Source organism: Edaphobacter sp. 4G125, assembly GCF_014274685.1.
Lineage (GTDB): Bacteria > Acidobacteriota > Terriglobia > Terriglobales > Acidobacteriaceae > Edaphobacter.
Map to the genome: position 1 here is coordinate 3,565,999 of NZ_CP060393.1, position 16,283 is coordinate 3,582,281.

21 protein-coding genes and 1 pseudogene are annotated in these 16,283 nt (G+C 56.0%); 1 reads left to right on the plus strand and 21 read right to left on the minus strand.

What is annotated here, in order from left to right; translation table 11 throughout:
• Positions 1-159: 159 nt before the first annotated feature.
• The 21 genes and pseudogenes from rplF to rpsL form a co-directional block, all read right to left on the minus strand.
• A complete protein-coding gene (gene rplF / locus H7846_RS14870; protein ID WP_186693153.1) occupies positions 160-699 on the minus strand; it encodes a 50S ribosomal protein L6 in 540 nt (179 codons plus the stop codon).
• A gap of 137 nt (positions 700-836) precedes the next feature.
• The gene (rpsH, locus tag H7846_RS14875) at positions 837-1,235 is read right to left on the minus strand and encodes a 30S ribosomal protein S8 (RefSeq protein ID WP_186693155.1); all 399 of its coding nucleotides are present in this window, start codon (positions 1,233-1,235) and stop codon (positions 837-839) included.
• A gap of 186 nt (positions 1,236-1,421) precedes the next feature.
• On the minus strand, positions 1,422-1,607 hold the full coding sequence (locus H7846_RS14880) for a type Z 30S ribosomal protein S14 (protein WP_186693156.1): 186 nt from the start codon (positions 1,605-1,607) through the stop codon (positions 1,422-1,424).
• Between the two features lie 46 nt (positions 1,608-1,653).
• Positions 1,654-2,202 carry a 50S ribosomal protein L5 gene (gene rplE, locus H7846_RS14885; protein ID WP_186693158.1) on the minus strand — a complete coding sequence of 183 codons (549 nt, stop codon included), beginning with the start codon at positions 2,200-2,202 and terminating at the stop codon, positions 1,654-1,656.
• A gap of 110 nt (positions 2,203-2,312) precedes the next feature.
• Positions 2,313-2,642: a 50S ribosomal protein L24 gene (rplX, locus tag H7846_RS14890; protein WP_370561289.1), complete on the minus strand. Its 330-nt coding sequence runs from the start codon at positions 2,640-2,642 to the stop codon at positions 2,313-2,315.
• Positions 2,643-2,715: 73 nt separating this feature from the next.
• A complete protein-coding gene (rplN, locus tag H7846_RS14895; RefSeq protein ID WP_186693160.1) occupies positions 2,716-3,087 on the minus strand; it encodes a 50S ribosomal protein L14 in 372 nt (123 codons plus the stop codon).
• Between the two features lie 83 nt (positions 3,088-3,170).
• Entirely contained in the window at positions 3,171-3,509 is a 339-nt protein-coding gene (gene rpsQ / locus H7846_RS14900; RefSeq protein ID WP_186693162.1) for a 30S ribosomal protein S17, read from the minus strand.
• Between the two features lie 3 nt (positions 3,510-3,512).
• Positions 3,513-3,773 (minus strand): 50S ribosomal protein L29, encoded by a 261-nt coding sequence (rpmC, locus tag H7846_RS14905; protein WP_186693164.1) that lies wholly within the window; start codon positions 3,771-3,773, stop codon positions 3,513-3,515.
• Between the two features lie 20 nt (positions 3,774-3,793).
• Positions 3,794-4,228: a 50S ribosomal protein L16 gene (rplP, locus tag H7846_RS14910; RefSeq protein ID WP_186693165.1), complete on the minus strand. Its 435-nt coding sequence runs from the start codon at positions 4,226-4,228 to the stop codon at positions 3,794-3,796.
• A gap of 115 nt (positions 4,229-4,343) precedes the next feature.
• A complete protein-coding gene (gene rpsC / locus H7846_RS14915) occupies positions 4,344-5,018 on the minus strand; it encodes a 30S ribosomal protein S3 (protein WP_186693167.1) in 675 nt (224 codons plus the stop codon).
• 91 nt (positions 5,019-5,109) lie between these two features.
• The gene (gene rplV, locus H7846_RS14920; RefSeq protein ID WP_186693169.1) at positions 5,110-5,628 is read right to left on the minus strand and encodes a 50S ribosomal protein L22; all 519 of its coding nucleotides are present in this window, start codon (positions 5,626-5,628) and stop codon (positions 5,110-5,112) included.
• A 42-nt stretch (positions 5,629-5,670) separates the two neighbouring features.
• Complete coding sequence (rpsS, locus tag H7846_RS14925; protein ID WP_186693171.1) at positions 5,671-5,955, minus strand: 30S ribosomal protein S19; 285 nt, start codon at positions 5,953-5,955, stop codon at positions 5,671-5,673.
• A 19-nt stretch (positions 5,956-5,974) separates the two neighbouring features.
• Positions 5,975-6,799 (minus strand): 50S ribosomal protein L2, encoded by an 825-nt coding sequence (rplB, locus tag H7846_RS14930; protein ID WP_186693173.1) that lies wholly within the window; start codon positions 6,797-6,799, stop codon positions 5,975-5,977.
• A 100-nt stretch (positions 6,800-6,899) separates the two neighbouring features.
• Positions 6,900-7,193, minus strand: a complete 294-nt coding sequence (locus H7846_RS14935; protein WP_186693174.1) for a 50S ribosomal protein L23 — start codon at positions 7,191-7,193, stop codon at positions 6,900-6,902.
• Positions 7,193-7,867 (minus strand): 50S ribosomal protein L4, encoded by a 675-nt coding sequence (gene rplD, locus H7846_RS14940; RefSeq protein ID WP_186693176.1) that lies wholly within the window; start codon positions 7,865-7,867, stop codon positions 7,193-7,195. The genes H7846_RS14935 and rplD overlap by 1 nt, the downstream gene beginning before the upstream one ends.
• Positions 7,868-8,030: 163 nt before the next feature.
• Positions 8,031-8,771 carry a 50S ribosomal protein L3 gene (gene rplC / locus H7846_RS14945; protein ID WP_186693178.1) on the minus strand — a complete coding sequence of 247 codons (741 nt, stop codon included), beginning with the start codon at positions 8,769-8,771 and terminating at the stop codon, positions 8,031-8,033.
• An 87-nt stretch (positions 8,772-8,858) separates the two neighbouring features.
• A complete protein-coding gene (rpsJ, locus tag H7846_RS14950; protein WP_186693180.1) occupies positions 8,859-9,176 on the minus strand; it encodes a 30S ribosomal protein S10 in 318 nt (105 codons plus the stop codon).
• Between the two features lie 70 nt (positions 9,177-9,246).
• Positions 9,247-10,433: pseudogene (gene tuf, locus H7846_RS14955) on the minus strand (elongation factor Tu).
• A 49-nt stretch (positions 10,434-10,482) separates the two neighbouring features.
• Complete coding sequence (fusA, locus tag H7846_RS14960; RefSeq protein ID WP_186693182.1) at positions 10,483-12,579, minus strand: elongation factor G; 2,097 nt, start codon at positions 12,577-12,579, stop codon at positions 10,483-10,485.
• Between the two features lie 81 nt (positions 12,580-12,660).
• Positions 12,661-13,131 carry a 30S ribosomal protein S7 gene (rpsG, locus tag H7846_RS14965; protein WP_162403574.1) on the minus strand — a complete coding sequence of 157 codons (471 nt, stop codon included), beginning with the start codon at positions 13,129-13,131 and terminating at the stop codon, positions 12,661-12,663.
• 71 nt (positions 13,132-13,202) lie between these two features.
• Positions 13,203-13,586 (minus strand): 30S ribosomal protein S12, encoded by a 384-nt coding sequence (rpsL, locus tag H7846_RS14970; RefSeq protein ID WP_186693184.1) that lies wholly within the window; start codon positions 13,584-13,586, stop codon positions 13,203-13,205.
• Between the two features lie 611 nt (positions 13,587-14,197).
• On the opposite strand from rpsL, the gene H7846_RS14975 reads away from it, so the two are divergent.
• Complete coding sequence (locus H7846_RS14975) at positions 14,198-16,279, plus strand: S9 family peptidase (protein WP_186693186.1); 2,082 nt, start codon at positions 14,198-14,200, stop codon at positions 16,277-16,279.
• The last annotated feature ends 4 nt before the right edge of the window (positions 16,280-16,283 follow it).

Sequence of the window (16,283 nt, forward strand, 5' to 3'; positions counted from 1 at the left end):
GACGTTCGGTTTCAACTTCTAATTGGAACAGGGACCAGAGGTGAATCTCAGAACTTCCTCAACCTTGCTGGGTCATTCCTTGATCCAGCCTCCGGTTCCTAACTTATGGCTTATAGCGCCAGTCTTGACACAAAGCGCGGGGATCAATCTACGCCCCGACTACTTAGCGCCCGTCTTGCCAACCTTCTTCTTCAGCTTCTCGCCGGTATAACGAACACCCTTGTTCTTGTACGGATCAGGCTTACGCAGGGCACGCATATCGGCAGCAACCTGGCCGACCTTCTGCCGGTCAATCCCGGAGATGGTCAGGTGGGTCTGCTTCGGATCGATCGCGACCTCAACTCCGGTCGGCAGCGGAAACTCGATTGGGTGCGAATAACCGAGAGTAAAGACAACGGTATTCTTTCCCTTCATCTCGACACGGTATCCAATACCAACGATATCGAGTTCCTTCGTCCATCCAGCGGTCACTCCCTGAACGGCATTGAAGACCAGGGCGCGAGCAAGTCCGTGAAAAGCGGCCTGTTTATCATTCTGACGCTCTGCAACAATTGCGCCATCCTTCTGGACCAGCGTAATACCGGTTGGCAGAAGAGCAGTGACCTTCCCCTTCGGACCTTCCACCAGAACAGTGTTGCCATTCACGGTGTACTTAACACCTGCGGGCAACGGAATCGGCTTCTTGCCAATACGAGACATAGTTCAAATCCTTTGTGGCTTGCGAGTCCCGAAGCAGGCTTGTGTCCTCTTCGTTCCACTGCAGCCCAGGCTCAAAAGCCTGTCTTACTCTATCCCTGCCAAAGAAGACGCGGAGCGCCCGCCTGAGGCAGATCAACTTACCAGACCTCGCAGAGAACCTCTCCGCCTACATTTTCACGACGAGCCTGACGCCCCGTCATCACACCTTTGGGAGTTGTCAGAATCGAGATCCCCAAGCCACCCTGGACCCGGCGAATCTCATCGCGTCCGACATACACGCGGCAGCCGGGACGAGAAACGCGCTGCAGGTCGCGGATCGCGGCCTCATTGTTCGTACCGTATTTCAAATACACACGAAGGACCTTCTGGCCGTTCTCTTCGGTCGCCTTGAAGTTGGCAATGTACCCCTCATCCTTGAGGATGCGGGCGATCTCCGCCTTCAACTTGGAAGCAGGAACATCCAGCTTCTGGTGACGTGCCCGGATGGAGTTGCGGATGCGGGTCAGAAAATCTGCTACTGGATCGGTGAGGTTCATTCATTCTCCTTCATCTCCCGTTCGCTCGGCGCACGAAGACTGGCGAGAACCAGCGGAGATGTCTTGTTGCCTGTTGTTTACACTTCAGACGTCTGCATCCTAAGCTTGTTGGCTTGAATGAGGTCTCTGAAGCGGGCATGTGGGAAAAAATCACCCACACTCAGAATCGAAATCTATTCTACCAGTTTACCAGCTCGACTTCACGACGCCTGGAATCTCTCCCTTGAGAGCAAGCGAACGGAAGCAGAGACGGCAGACGCCAAACTTGCGAAGATAGGCGCGAGGACGACCGCAGAGCTGGCAGCGGTTGTGCTGGCGGGACTTGAACTTCGGCTTCTTTGCGTCTTTGACGCGCTTTGCTGTAGTTGCCATAACTTATCTCTTTCCTCAAACTTGTTCGTCAACCGCGTTCCCGCGACTAAGCACCCTGACGGAAGGGCATACCGAACGCCCGGAGAAGTGCGCGGGCGCCATTATCATCCTGGGCCGTCGTCACGATGGTGACGTTCATACCCTTGATCTTATCCACCTTCGCGTAATCAATTTCAGCGAAGATGAGCTGGTCACGAAGACCCAGCGTATAGTTGCCGCGGCCATCGAAGCTCTTCGAAGAGACTCCGCGGAAGTCGCGGACACGTGGAAGAGCAATCGAAATCAGACGATCAAGAAATTCATACATGGCATCGCCACGCAACGTAACCATCGCTCCAATCGGCATTCCCTCACGCACCTTGAAGGCCGCGATGGACTTCTTCGCCTTGGTGGTCACAGGCTTCTGGCCCGTGATCGAAGCCAGGTCGGCAACCAGAGGATCCATGATCTTGACGTTCTGGGTTGCTTCACCCAGTCCCATATTAACGACGATCTTCTCCAGCTTCGGGATCGCCATCACGTTCTCAATGTTGAGTTCCTTGGCCAGGGACTGTTTGATCTCTTTTTCGTATTTCTCTTTAAATCGTGCCGCCATTGCTTTCTTCGCTTTCTCCACGGTTCCGGATTGGCTTTTGCCGTATACCGATTCGTGGGGTGAACCTTTTGAAATCCAAACAACTAAAACTAAAACTTTCTGCTTTTTCTTTACTTCTTCTTCTCAGGGATCGCGTTTCCGCTCACCTTCGAGACACGGACCTTCTTATCCCCTTCAACACGGGAGGCAACGCGGGTCTTATTGCCTTCACCATCAACCAGCATCACATTCGAGATGTGAATCGGGGCTTCCTGCTCAGCGATACCTCCCTGGATGTTCCGCTGGGGGTTCGGCTTCAGGTGCTTCTTGATCATTCCCACATGCTCTACCAGGACACGCTGCTTGTCGGCGATCACGCGAAGCACACGACCACGCTTGCCCTTGTCTTTTCCTGCAATCACTTCAACCGTGTCGTTGCGCTTGATCTTGATGCCTGCCATAAATTACCTCTCCTGCCTCGGCGATCTATCGGAGCCGGAATCCGTTTGATGTCGTCACCTACGGCGACGAAAACTAGATGACCTCAGGCGCGAGCGAGACAATCTTGAGAAACTTCTTCTCGCGAAGCTCGCGGGCCACGGGTCCGAAGACGCGGGTGCCAACAGGCTCCATCGCATCGTTGATCACAACAGCGGCGTTCTGATCAAAGCGGATATAGGTTCCGTCCTTGCGGCGGCTCTCCTTACGGGTGCGCACGATCACGGCCTTAACCACTTTGCCCTTCTTCACGGTTCCATCCGGCGAAGCCTCTTTGACAGCTGCCGTGACGACGTCGCCCAGTCCGGCGATCTTCCCGAGACCGCCACCGAGGGGCAGGATCACCTGCAGCTTGCGCGCGCCTGAGTTGTCGGCCACGTCAAGAATTGTTCTCATCTGTACTGACATCGTTCGTCTCCTGGTGGTACGGCCTGGGATCTATCGCCCGGGCTTTCAATCTGAACTTCTGCCGCGATCTTCCGCAGCCAAGACTACTTGCTTTCGCTTGCAGGAACCTTCTCTTCGTCGGACAACTGAGCCAGCGAGCTGCGACGGACGATCTCCTCAAGTGACCAGCGCTTCAGCTTCGACAGAGGACGAACCTCACGAATGCGAACCACATCGCCAACGCGCGCCGAGTTCTGCTCGTCGTGAGCGTAGAACTTCTTGTTCGACTTCATGACGCGCTTGTACTTGGGATGCGCCTTGCGCATCTCGATCTCGACGACGATCGTCTTCTGCATCTTGGTCGAGACAACCTGGCCAACCTTCTCATTACGACGGGAGGCGGTTTGCTCAGCAGCTTCGGTCTTGTTCTTGGTCTCTGCCATGGCTTAATCCTTCTTCACTTTCTTGCGAGTGCTCTTCTTGGGAGCTCCGGCGACAGCTACGGGTTGAGCACGCACGCCGAGCTCACGCTCACGAGCAACAGTTTTGATGCGGGCAATATCCAGCTTCAGGGTCCGCAGCTTCTTGAGGCCCTCGGTGTTTCCGAGGCTCTTCTGGAAGCGGATACGGAATAGCTGCTCGGCAGCTTTGACCTGCTCGCTCTTGAGCTCTTCATCACTAAGGTTACGAATCTTTTCGAGTTCCATGTGTCTCTTCCTTCAAACTCTTACTTGGCTGCAACAGCGCTCACAACATCGTGGCGCTGAACAAAACTTGTCTTGAGCGGAAGCTTGTGGGCAGCCAGACGCATCGCTTCCTTCGCCATCTCCGGATTAACACCTTCCATCTCGAACAGGATCTTTCCAGGGCGAACAACAGCAACCCAGTGATCCGGAGCTCCCTTACCCTTACCCATACGGGTTTCGGCCGGCTTCTTGGTGATCGGCTTGTCCGGGAATAGCCGCAGCCAAACCTTACCGCCACGCTTGATAAAGCGCGTCATTGCGATACGGCTCGCCTCAATCTGGCGGTCCGTAATGTAACCGCACTCCATGACCTTCAGACCATAATCGCCGAATGAGAGATCGGAGCCGCGCCACGCCTTGCCGGTCATACGGCCGCGCTGCTGCTTGCGATACTTCACCTTCTTAGGCATCAACATAACGAAACCCCTACCTGTTAGCTGCTGGCCTGAGTCGACAAACCAGATTCAGCTCGAATCAAACTTCTTCTTTACAGTCCAGATGAAAGCTTAACGCTGCCATCCAGAACCTGACTTACGATACGAAAACACCCGCAGTCGTTCCCTGATCGCGACGCTTTTTCTGCTCGTAGATATCGCCACGATAGATCCAGGTCTTGACACCGATCACACCATAGGTCGTCTTCGCTTCAGCAAAGCCGTAATCAATATCCGCACGCAGTGTGTGCAGCGGAAGACGGCCCTGGAGATACCACTCCGAACGGGCGATCTCGTTACCATTCAAACGACCAGAGACGCGAACCTTAATGCCCTTGCAGCCAAAACGCAGCGCGGAATCAACCGACTTTCGCATCGCACGGCGGAAGCTGACGCGCTTCTCAAGCTGCAGAGCGATATTCTCGGCCACCAGCTGCGCATCGAGCTCAGGCTTGTTCACTTCGAGGATGTCGACAAACACCTCGCGGTTGGTCCGCTTCTGGATGTCGGCCTTGAGCTTGTCGATCTCGGCTCCCTTACGGCCGATGATGATGCCGGGACGCGCCGTACGAATAATCAGGCGCAGCTTGTTGCCGGGGCGCTCCACCTCGACCGAGCTGACGCCAGCGGCCTTGAGCTTGTCGCGCAGCTCGGCCTTCAGCTTGACGTCCTCGACCAGCAGCTTGTCATAGCCGCGCTCAACGAACCAGCGCGACTTCCACGGCTTATTTACGCCGAGGCGAAACCCATACGGATGGACCTTCTGTCCCATAGCTTCCCTTTACTCTGCGCTCCTGACCGGTTGAGCCGGCGAGCGGTAATGCAAAACCTCTATTTTAGCCTAAACAGACCCTGAATTCCGCTTATTTCGCGGCCTTCTTGGTTGCTGTCTTCTTCGCAGCTTTCTTGGCCGGAGCCTTCTTCGCCGCAGTCTTACCGGCTGTCTTCTTCGTGGCCTTCTTAGCAGAAGTCACAACCGGTTCATTGACCGTCGTAACCACGCCTGGCTTATTCTTTTCCGCCACCGTCACGATAATGTGCGCGAGACGACGCTGGTACCGGAAGGCCCGTCCCATCGGAGCCGGACGAAGCCGCTTCATGCGAGGCCCTTCATTGGCAACGGCAGTCTTCACATAGAGGTTATCCAGATCGATGTCCAGACCCTGCTCCTGCGAAAGATAGTTGGCATTCTGCACCGCCGAACGAAGAACCTTCTCGACTACTGGAGCAATACGCTTGTTGTTGAAGTGGACCGTGTTGATCGCCTGCTCCACCCGGAGCCCCTTGATCAGATCCAGAACGAGCTTCGCCTTCTGCGGGCTGGTGCGCTGAAACTTCGCCTCCGCGCGGAACTCTCTTGTCTTTTCTGCTGCCTTAGCCATGACTTTCAGTCCTTAGAAACAAATACTTTTACCGAAGTACTCTTACTTCGCCTTCGTCGCCGTTTCGGTCTTGGCGGAGTGGCCCTTGAAGGTTCGGGTTGCCGCAAACTCGCCGAGCTTGTGACCCACCATGTTCTCCGTCACGTAAACCGGAATGAACTTGCGGCCATTGTGGACTGCAATCGTATGTCCCACAAAGTCCGGGTGGATCGTCGAACGGCGCGACCAGGTGCGAAGGACCTTCTTGTCGTTCGTCTGATTCATGACCGTGATCTTGGTCATGAGGTGGTCATCAATAAAAGGACCTTTTTTAGTAGAACGTGCCATCTCTTAGCTCCGAATCTCTTTACTTGGATCTGCGGTTGACGATGAACACATCGGTCCGCTTGTTATTGCGTGTCTTGTATCCACGAGTAGGCTGGCCCCATGGAGTCACCGGATGACGTCCACCTGAGGTCTTACCTTCACCACCGCCGTGCGGATGATCAACCGGATTCATCGAGACACCACGGTTGGTCGGCCGAATTCCCTTCCAACGATTGCGTCCAGCCTTACCGATGCTCACGTTCTCGTGATCGGTATTACCGACCTGGCCCACGGTCGCCATGCACTCGATGAGCACCTTGCGGGTCTCGCCGGAAGGCAGCTTCAGAAGAGCATAATCGCCTTCCTTTGCAACCAGGTTCACCTGAGCTCCAGCCGAACGCGCCATCTGCGCGCCCTTCCCGGGACGCAGTTCGATGTTGTGCACGATCGTACCAACCGGGATGTTCTTGAGCGGAAGAGCATTCCCAACGAGAATGTCCGCCTCGGGGCCGCTCATGATCGACTGGCCCACCTTCAACCCGACGGGCTGCAGGATATAGCGCTTCTCTCCGTCCGCGTAGCTTACCAGCGCGATGCGGGAGCTGCGGTTTGGATCGTACTCGATCGTCGTGACCGTGGCCGGAATCCCAAACTTCTCGCGCTTGAAATCAATCAGGCGCAGCTTCTTTTTGTGCCCGCCGCCATGGTGACGAATCGTCAACGCGCCCGACGAGTTACGACCGCCGGTACGCTGCTTTACAGCCAGCAACGGCTTGTGCGGCTTATCCGTCGTAATGTCGTCGTTCCGCAGCGTCGTCGTGAATCGCAGCGAGGGTGTAATCGGTCGAAATGATTTGATCGGCATCTTCTTTGCTCCTAGCCTTTACTTCCGAGCTAGTGTCGAAACTTCAAACTCTGTTCAGGCTGATCCATACTCTTGCGAATCAGCAGGTCATCAATAGCTCTTACAGGCTGTTGAGATACTCCGGCATCTTTTCGCCGGATTTGAGGCGTACATAAGCCTTCTTCCAGTCAGGGCGGTAGCCGGCATAACGTCCACGGCGGCGTTCCTTCCCTTCAACGTTGGCGGTACGAACGGCAGAAACCTTCACTTTGAAAAGGGTCTCAACCGCCTGCTTCACCTCGGTCTTCGTAGCATTTTCCGCAACTTCAAACACCAGGGTATTCTGGGTCTCTTTCACGCCCATTCCCTTTTCCGTGATCAGGGGACGGCGAATAACGGTATACAGGGTCGGCATTACGCGACCTCCTTCTGCGAAGCGGTCTTACGCTTCGAAACATATTTCTTCAGCGTCTCCTGCAGGGCCTCGATGGCGTCCTTCGAGAAGACCGCGTGCTCATAGCGGAGCAGATCATAAGGATGGACCTCGGAGCTCAGGACCAGCTCCACACCCGCCAGATTGCGAGAACCGAGATACAGCTTCTCGTCCAGCTTCTTGCTCGTCTCAACCAGAAGGGTCGTCTTTCCCGCCTCCAGCTTGTTGAGAGCCTGGCGATAGATCTTCGTCTTTGCCTCGGGAACCGAGAACGAATCGACGACCGTAATCTTTCCTTCGTTGATCTTCGCCGTGATAGCAGAGCGCAATGCTCCCATCAGCTTCTTCTGCGGGAAGGCATACTCATAGCTACGAGGCTGGGGTCCGTGAACCGTACCACCACCACGCCAAAGCGGGGTGCGGATCGAGCCCACGCGAGCACGGCCCGTTCCCTTCTGCTTCCACAGCTTCTTTCCTGCGCCGGAAACCAGTTTCTTGTTCTTGGTCGCCGCCGTACCCTGTCGCAGAGCGGCGCGGTAGTGCTTGACTGACTCCCACAGAAGCGCGTCGTTGACCTCACCGGCAAAGACGGCATCAGCAAGCTCAAACTCGCCAACCTTCGCCCCCCCGAGATTCACTACGTTGATGTTTGCCATCGTCCTTGAACTTCTCTTTCCGTGCGGCCATCAATGTGGCTCGCCCTAACCTTGTTTCTCTGCTTGATCGGTCTGTTCTCCGAGCAGAGCTTGCTGTATTTACTTTTCGCGAAAACCGTCTTCAACTTTTACGCCGAAGGCGTGTCTCGCCGTGCGCGTAGTACTATTTCTTCTTCGCAGAAGCCTTCTTCGAAGCCTTCAGGGGATCAATCGTTCCCGCACCACCGAAGCCACGGCGCTCGCGCGGAGGAGCCTTCGCCTTCGAGATCAGGACATAACCATCGCGAGGTCCCGGAACTGCTCCTTCCACCATCAGAAGGTTCTCGTCCAAGTCGATTCCGCGGATGCGAAGGTTGCGAACAGTAACTTGATCGTGGCCCATGTGTCCTGGCATACGTTGACCAGGGAAAACACGCGAGGGAAACGATGATGCGCCAATCGAGCCCTGTACCTGGAACATGTGGCCGTGCGACTTGGGACCGCCGCCGAAGTTGTGGCGACGAATAACGCCGGCAAAACCGCGCCCCTTCGAAGTTCCAATCACATCGACAAACTTGTCATCCGAAAAAATATCGACCAGGATGCGATCACCAGCCTTAACACCTTCAGACGGTTCACCATTTTCGACAGCCGCAGGAGTATCGATCGCAACTTCCTTGAGAACGCGAACCGGAGGCACATTCGACTTGGCAAAGTGACCGGTCATGGCCTTATTCACCTTGGAAGCCTTCACGAAATCGACGTAACCAATCTGGGCGGCGTCATAGCCGTCCTTCGCCAGAGTTTTGAGCTGCGTCACAACGCAAGGACCCGCCTTCAACACGGTGACCGGATGAACATCACCCTTCTCATCGAACATCTGGGTCATGCCGATCTTCTTACCGAGAATTCCTGTTACTGCCATTTTCTTCTTCCTTTCCTCATCATGCCCGACTCACCGGGCACTGTAGGGTTACGCAACAATCAAACAGTTCTTCTGCTGAATGCCTCTTTACTTTGCAACCGTCTTAATCTCAACGTCTACGCCAGCCGGAAGATCAAGCTTCATTAGGGCGTCCACCGTCTGCTGGGTGGGCTCGAGAATGTCGATCAGGCGCTTGTGCGTTCGAATCTCGAAGGCCTCGCGAGACTTCTTGTCGACGTGGGGCGAACGCAGAACGCAATACTTGTTCTTCATCGTTGGCAAAGGAATCGGCCCCGCCACCTGCGCACCCGTGCGCTTTGCCGTCTCTACAATCTCGCCCGTTGAGGTGTCGAGCACGCGGTAGTCATAAGCCTTTAAGCGAATCCTGATTCTCTGTCCTGCCATCGTCTTCTTCTCTTTTCTTTACGCAAAGAACTTGTTGAGTCGCCGCCTGCCGAAGCAGGCGGCGCTGAGACTACTTGATGATTTCGGAGATGGTACCGGCGCCGACGGTTCTTCCGCCTTCGCGGATCGCGAAGCGCAGGCCCTTCTCCATCGCCACCGGAGTCAGCAGTGTGATCTCCAGCTGGATGTTGTCGCCCGGCATCACCATCTCGGTGCCTTCCGGAAGCTTCGCCGTACCCGTCACGTCCGTCGTACGGAAGTAGAACTGGGGACGATAGCCATTGAAGAACGGGGTGTGACGTCCGCCTTCTTCCTTCGACAACACGTAAACCTCACCCTTGAACTGCGTGTGCGGAGTGATCGAACCCGGCTTGGCCAACACCATGCCGCGCTCCACATCTTCCTTCGCCGTTCCGCGCAGAAGGAGACCCGCGTTGTCGCCCGCCAGACCTTCGTCCAGCTGCTTCTTGAACATCTCAACACCGGTCACGGTCGTGTTCTGCGTGTCCCGGAAGCCCACGATCTGGACCGCCTCGCCCACCTTCACCTTGCCGCGCTCGATACGGCCCGTCACCACAGTACCGCGGCCCGAGATCGAGAAGATGTCTTCGATCGGCATCAGGAACGGCAGGTCCACCATGCGGTCCGGCTGGGAACGTTGTCGTCCACCGCCTGCATCAGTTCGTCGATCTTCTGCTCCCACTGTGCCTCGCCGTTCAACGCACCAAGCGCCGAACCGCGGATCACAGGAACATCGTCGCCCGGGAAGTCGTACTTCGACAGAAGCTCGCGGACTTCCATCTCCACCAGGTCTACCAGCTCCGCATCTTCCACCGCATCGCACTTGTTCAGGAACACCACGATGTACGGTACACCGACCTGACGGGCCAGCAGAACGTGCTCCTTGGTCTGCGGCATCGGACCGTCCGTCGCCGCCACCACCAGGATCGCGCCGTCCATCTGCGCCGCTCCCGTAATCATGTTCTTGATGTAGTCGGCGTGGCCAGGGCAGTCCACGTGAGCATAGTGACGGTTCGCCGTCTCATACTCCACGTGCGACGTCGCAATCGTGATACCTCGCTCACGCTCCTCAGGAGCGTTGTCAATCGTATCGAACGAACGGAACGCGTTCTTCGGGTTGTGCTTCGACAACACCTTCGTGATCGCCGCCGTCAACGTCGTCTTGCCGTGATCAATGTGTCCAATCGTCCCAATATTCACATGCGGTTTGGAACGATCAAATTTCTCCTTCGCCATTGCTCTCTCCGTATCTCTTGAACTTCTTCAAAACTGCGTTAGTAACGAACTAAACCTTGGCTTCCTTGCCCTGCACCTTGGCGATGATCTCTTCAGAGACCGACTTCGGCGCCTCTTCGTACTGCTTGAACTGCATCGAATAGTTCGCACGACCCTGCGTCGAAGAACGCATGTGCGTCGCATAACCGAACATCGTGGACAGCGGCACCGCAGCGCGGATCGCCTGGGTTCCGCCCACCATCTCCATACCCTCGATACGGCCACGACGGGAATTCAGGTCGCCGATGATCGTACCCATATACTCCTCAGGAACGGTAACTTCGACATCCATCACCGGCTCCAGCAGTACAGGCTTCGCCTTGCGGGCAGCTTCCTTGAAGGCCATCGAACCGGCAATCTTGAATGCCATTTCGTTCGAGTCGACGTCGTGATAGCTTCCGTCATACAGTGAAACCTTGATGTCGACCATCTCGTAGCCAGCCAACACGCCACGCGTCATCGCATCCTGAATGCCCTGGTCGATCGGCTTGATGTACTCCTTCGGGATCACGCCACCCTTGATATCGTTCGAGAACTCGTAGCCCTTGCCCGGCTCATTGGGCGAGATACGAATTTTGGCATGGCCATAGTTGCCCGAACCGCCAGTCTGACGGATGTACTTGCCCTCAGCTTCGGCGTTGCCGCGGATCGTCTCGCGATAAGCTACCTGCGGCTTACCGACGTTGGCCTCAACCTTGTACTCGCGCATCATGCGGTCGACGATGATTTCAAGATGAAGCTCGCCCATGCCGGCGATGATCGTCTGACCCGAGTCAGGATCAGTGTGCACACGGAAGGTAGGATCTTCCTGCGCCAGCTTGGCCAGCGCCAGCCCCATCTTCTCCTGATCCGCCTTGGTCTTCGGCTCAACCGCGAGCTCGATAACCGGCGCCGGGAAATCGATCGACTCCAGAACCACAGGAGACTTCTCCGTGCAGATCGTGTCGCCCGTAATCAGATTCTTCAGGCCCACCGCGGCGCAGATATCGCCAGCGAGAATCTCCGTAATCTCTTCACGCTTATTGGCGTGCATCTTCAACAGGCGGCCGACACGCTCCGTCTTGCCGGTACGCGGATTCAGAACCGAGTCACCAGTCTTCAACGTGCCCGAATAGACACGAATAAAGATCAGCTGGCCCACGAACGGATCCGTCATAATTTTGAATCCGAGCGCCGCGAGCGGCTCATTATCATCAGTCTTGCGAACGATCTTTTCGTCCATATTGTCGGGATTGGAACCAACAATCGGAGGAATGTCGATCGGGCTGGGCAGATAATCCACCACAGCATCGAGCAGTGTCTGCACACCCTTGTTCTTGAAGGACGAACCGCAGAGGACCGGGAAAATATGCATCCCAATGGTCGCCTTGCGGATACCAGCCTTGAGCTGCTCTACCGTCGGTTCCTGCCCCTCGAGGTAAAGGTGCATCAGGTCATCGTCATGCTCGGAGACGGCCTCGATCAGGAAGTGGCGGGCCTCTTTAGCCTTCTCCACCAGATCAGCCGGAATCTCTTCCACGGAATACTGCGCGCCCATCGTCTCGTCGTGCCACAGAATGGCCTTCATGATGACGAGATCAACCACACCGGCAAACTTCGACTCCGCGCCAATCTGGATATTGATCGGCACGGCACGCGCGCCCAGACGATCGACGATCGTCGAGGTCGCATAGACCGCATCAGCACCCGCCTTGTCCATCTTATTGATGAAGCAGATACGGGGAACCTTGTACTTCGTAGCCTGACGCCACACCGTCTCTGACTGCGGCTGCACACCGGCAACGGCATCGAAACAGGCAACCGCACCATCGAGTACACGAAGCGAGCGCTCCACCTCAGCCGTAAAGTCTACGTGACCGGGAGTATCAATGATGTTGATACGGTGATTCTTCCAGGTGCAGGTGGTCGCAGCAGAGGTAATCGTGATACCACGCTCCTGCTCCTGCTCCATCCAGTCCATGGTCGCAGTGCCCTCGTGCACTTCACCAATACGGTGCGTAATGCCCGTATAGAAGAGAATGCGCTCGGTCGTCGTCGTCTTGCCGGCGTCGATGTGCGCCATGATCCCGATATTTCGGCAACGATTTAGAGGTGTAGTGCGTGCCACGATTGATCTCTCATCTGCGGGTCTCGCCCGCGGGTAAAACTACGTTGAAACAAAAATCTCAGAAAAACCCGAAGGCCCTTCTTACCACCGGTAATGAGCAAAAGCCTTGTTTGCCTCAGCCATGCGGTGAACATCTTCCTTCTTCTTCATCGCCGCACCACGGCCGTTGGCCGCATCCAGCAGCTCCGCCGTCAACTTCTCGACCATGCCCTTCTCGCCACGGGCACGGCCATAGGTCACCAGCCAACGGATGGCCAGCGAGGTGCGACGCTCGGGATTCACTTCGATCGGAACCTGGTAGTTCGCGCCACCAACACGGCGGCTCTTCACTTCAAGCAGAGGCTTCACATTCTCGACGGCCTTCTTGAAAAGCTTCAAGGCCTCATCTCCGCCCTTCTGCTCGAGATTCTTCATCGACTCGTAAAAGATCCCTTGAGCAGTCGACTTCTTGCCGCCCCACATCATCGAGTTGACAAACTTCGTCACCAGAGTCGACCCGTACACCGGATCCGGAGCAACTTCACGCTTCGCGATATAACCTTTTCTCGGCATTCCTTTTTCTCTCTTCTTCCCCCAGCGCGGTGAACCTCTCACGAACTAGGCTTGGTTACTGAAACTTCAATTTATTTAGCAGCAGCCTTCGGACGCTTGGCGCCATACTTCGAGCGGCTCTGCTTGCGGTTTGCCACGCCAACCGAGTCGAGCGTTCCACGAACAACGTGGTAACGGACACCCGGCAGGTCCTTCACGCGGCCTCCGCGGATCAGCACAATCGAGTGCTCCTGCAGGTTGTGGCCGATTCCCGGAATATAGGTCGTAACCTCAATCCCATTCGTCAGACGAACACGCGCGACCTTACGCAGCGCCGAGTTCGGCTTCTTGGGGGTCTGCGTGTAAACGCGGGTGCAGACGCCGCGGCGCTGAGGCGAACCCTGCAATGCAGGGCTGGCAGTCTTATAGCGAGTGGGCTTGCGGCCCTGCTTGACGAGCTGATGAAACGTAGGCACTCGAACTCCTTAGCGTTGCAAAACCTAAACTTTAATTCAGACGTGCAGATTGTTTTCGCTCGCCCGCGCACCACACGCGCAAAGACCGGGATGCCATTGCATCCTTACAAGCGAAGAAAATCTGCTTCGCGTCTGTAAAACCTGTACAACCAGACGAAAACAGTCGACGGTGGCCGAGTCTTTCTACCCTCAGGTTTTCACCTGACTGGTCTGCTCAACTCCGTTTCGCTGTTCCGACCCGCATAGCCCATCCAAGGTGGAGGGTGTCGCAGGTTCGTAATCGATGGGCCACAGGCTCTTTGCCTCCAAAAACTCGGGGAAGCACCCGTGGTTATCTTTCTAGTATCCAGTATAGCGCAAACCAACGTCTTCTATCCATGCACATTGGATAAGAAATTCGCTGATTGACCTGGGTTCTCTGCCCCGATGCGCGTTCGTTGCCGTCAGCGCATTCCGGATACAAGCGGAACCCTATGAGAATAGCAATATCTGGAACAAGGGTCAATCATTTATCCGGGACTCCCCATTTTCCCCATTTCCAACTCATCTCTTCACAATGGCATTCCAAGAAAAGGGGCGAGGCGGCCACCCCAAATGCTAGCCTAGCCTTCATGAAGTTCGCTCGAATTCCCTTCACCCTCTCCATTCTTACCCTCTCCTTTACCAGCCTCCTTCCCGCACAGGGTCCCGCCAAAACCACCGATTCCCGCATCGGCACTCTGCTCGAAACCCTGGCCAAGACTCATACCCCCACCGCGGCCAGCATCTCTCCCGACGGAAAGACCGTCGCCTGGTCGGTGCGGAATGGACAGAACTATGAGGTACACCTGAGCGAACTCTCCGATCCCTCTCGCGATCAGGCTATCCGTCCATCTGCCGATACCGCCTCTTGCGGCAGCGACTCTCCCGCTTGGTCGCCTGATGGCCAATCGCTCGCCTATGCCTCCACTTGTACAAGCGAACACAACGATCAACCCCAGATCTTTCTCTGGTCAAAAAAGACCGGCGAGTCCCGTCAGCTCACCCATGTGACCGGCACGATCGACGATATCGCCTGGTCCCCCGATGGCAAGAGCATCGCCTTCCTCTTTGTTGAAAACGCAACTCGCGCTGCAGGTGCGCTTGACGCTATGAAGCCCTGGTCCGGCGTCGTCGGCGAAGATGGAGTCGAAGTACAGCGCGTCTATAGTGTGGACGTCGCCACAAAAGCCGGAAGCTGGCTCACTCCCTCCACCCTGCATGTCTACGAGTTCTCCTGGGCGCCTTCGTCGGACAAGATAGCCTTCGTTGCCGCGAATCCCCCAGGAGAGAACAATTGGTGGGTCGCCAGGCTATATACGCAAAACATCGCTCGTCTGTACGAACAGATGTCAGGTGCAGGGCAGAGAACAGGTCTCTTCGGCGATCATCTCAAGTCCATCCTCGACACCACCAAAATCTCCGGCCCACTCCACGGCCTTCAGATCGCCGTCCCCCGCTGGTCTCCTGACGGCAACCAGATCGCCTTCATCGGCGGATTAATGTCCGATCAGGGTTCCACTGGCGGCGATGTCTACCTCATTCCTTCCACCGGCGGCGATCCCAAAGACATTACTCCCAACCGCGCCGCCTCCGTGGCCTTCCTTCACTGGCTCACTCCGGAGGTCCTCGGCATCAGCGAGCACGTCGGCGGTTCCAGCCATATCACTGCAATCGATGTAAATTCTGGATCTGACATCTCCAGGGTCAATCTCACCCTGCCTGAGTCCATCGGCTCCGGCGGACTCGTCATGAGCGTCTCGGCCTCCAACAACCAGAAGATCGCGCTTATTCGTAGCTCCTACGAACACGCCCCCGAGGTCTGGGCCGGTCCTATCTCCAATCTCAAGCAGATCACCCATCTCAACGACGGGCTCAAACCTCTCTGGGGCAAAGCCGAAAATGTCGAGTGGACCAATGAAGGCTTTCATGTTCAGGGATGGCTACTCTATCCCTCCAACTACGATCCTTCCAAGAAATACCCCTTAGTCGTCAGCGTGCATGGTGGCCCATCTTCTGCCGTCACGCCTCGCTGGCCGGGCCTTGGCTACGGAGGCGTCCCCTTCTCCGCCCTGGGATATTTCGTCTTCATGCCCAATCCACGAGGCAGCTTCGGCCAGGGCGAAAAATTTACACAGGCAAATATTAAGGACTTCGGCTACGGCGACCTCCGTGACATCCTCGCCGGTATGGATACCATTGAAGCCCGTCTCCCCATCGACAAGAACCGCGAGGGGCTTACCGGCTGGAGCTACGGTGGATTCATGACCATGTTCGCTGTCACCCAGACCACCCGATTCCACGCCGCTGTCGCAGGAGCCGGCATCAGCAACTGGAAGAGCTACTATGGCGAAAACTCCATCGACCAGTGGATGATTCCCTTCTTCGGCGCCTCCGTCTATGACGACCCCGCCGTTTACGCAAAATCTTCTGCTATCGAATTCATTAAGAAGGTGAAAACTCCAACTCTCGTCGTCGTCGGCGACCGCGATGGGGAATGCCCCGCTCCACAAAGTTTTGAATTCTCGCACGCGCTTCGTGCTCAGGGAGTCAAGACTCAGCTCGTTGTCTATCCCAACGAGGGTCACGCCTTCCGGAACCCTGAACACCGTCGGGATGTGCTCGAACGAGCACTCAACTGGTTCGAAACCCAGATGCCGAAAGACAAGGACTAAAACC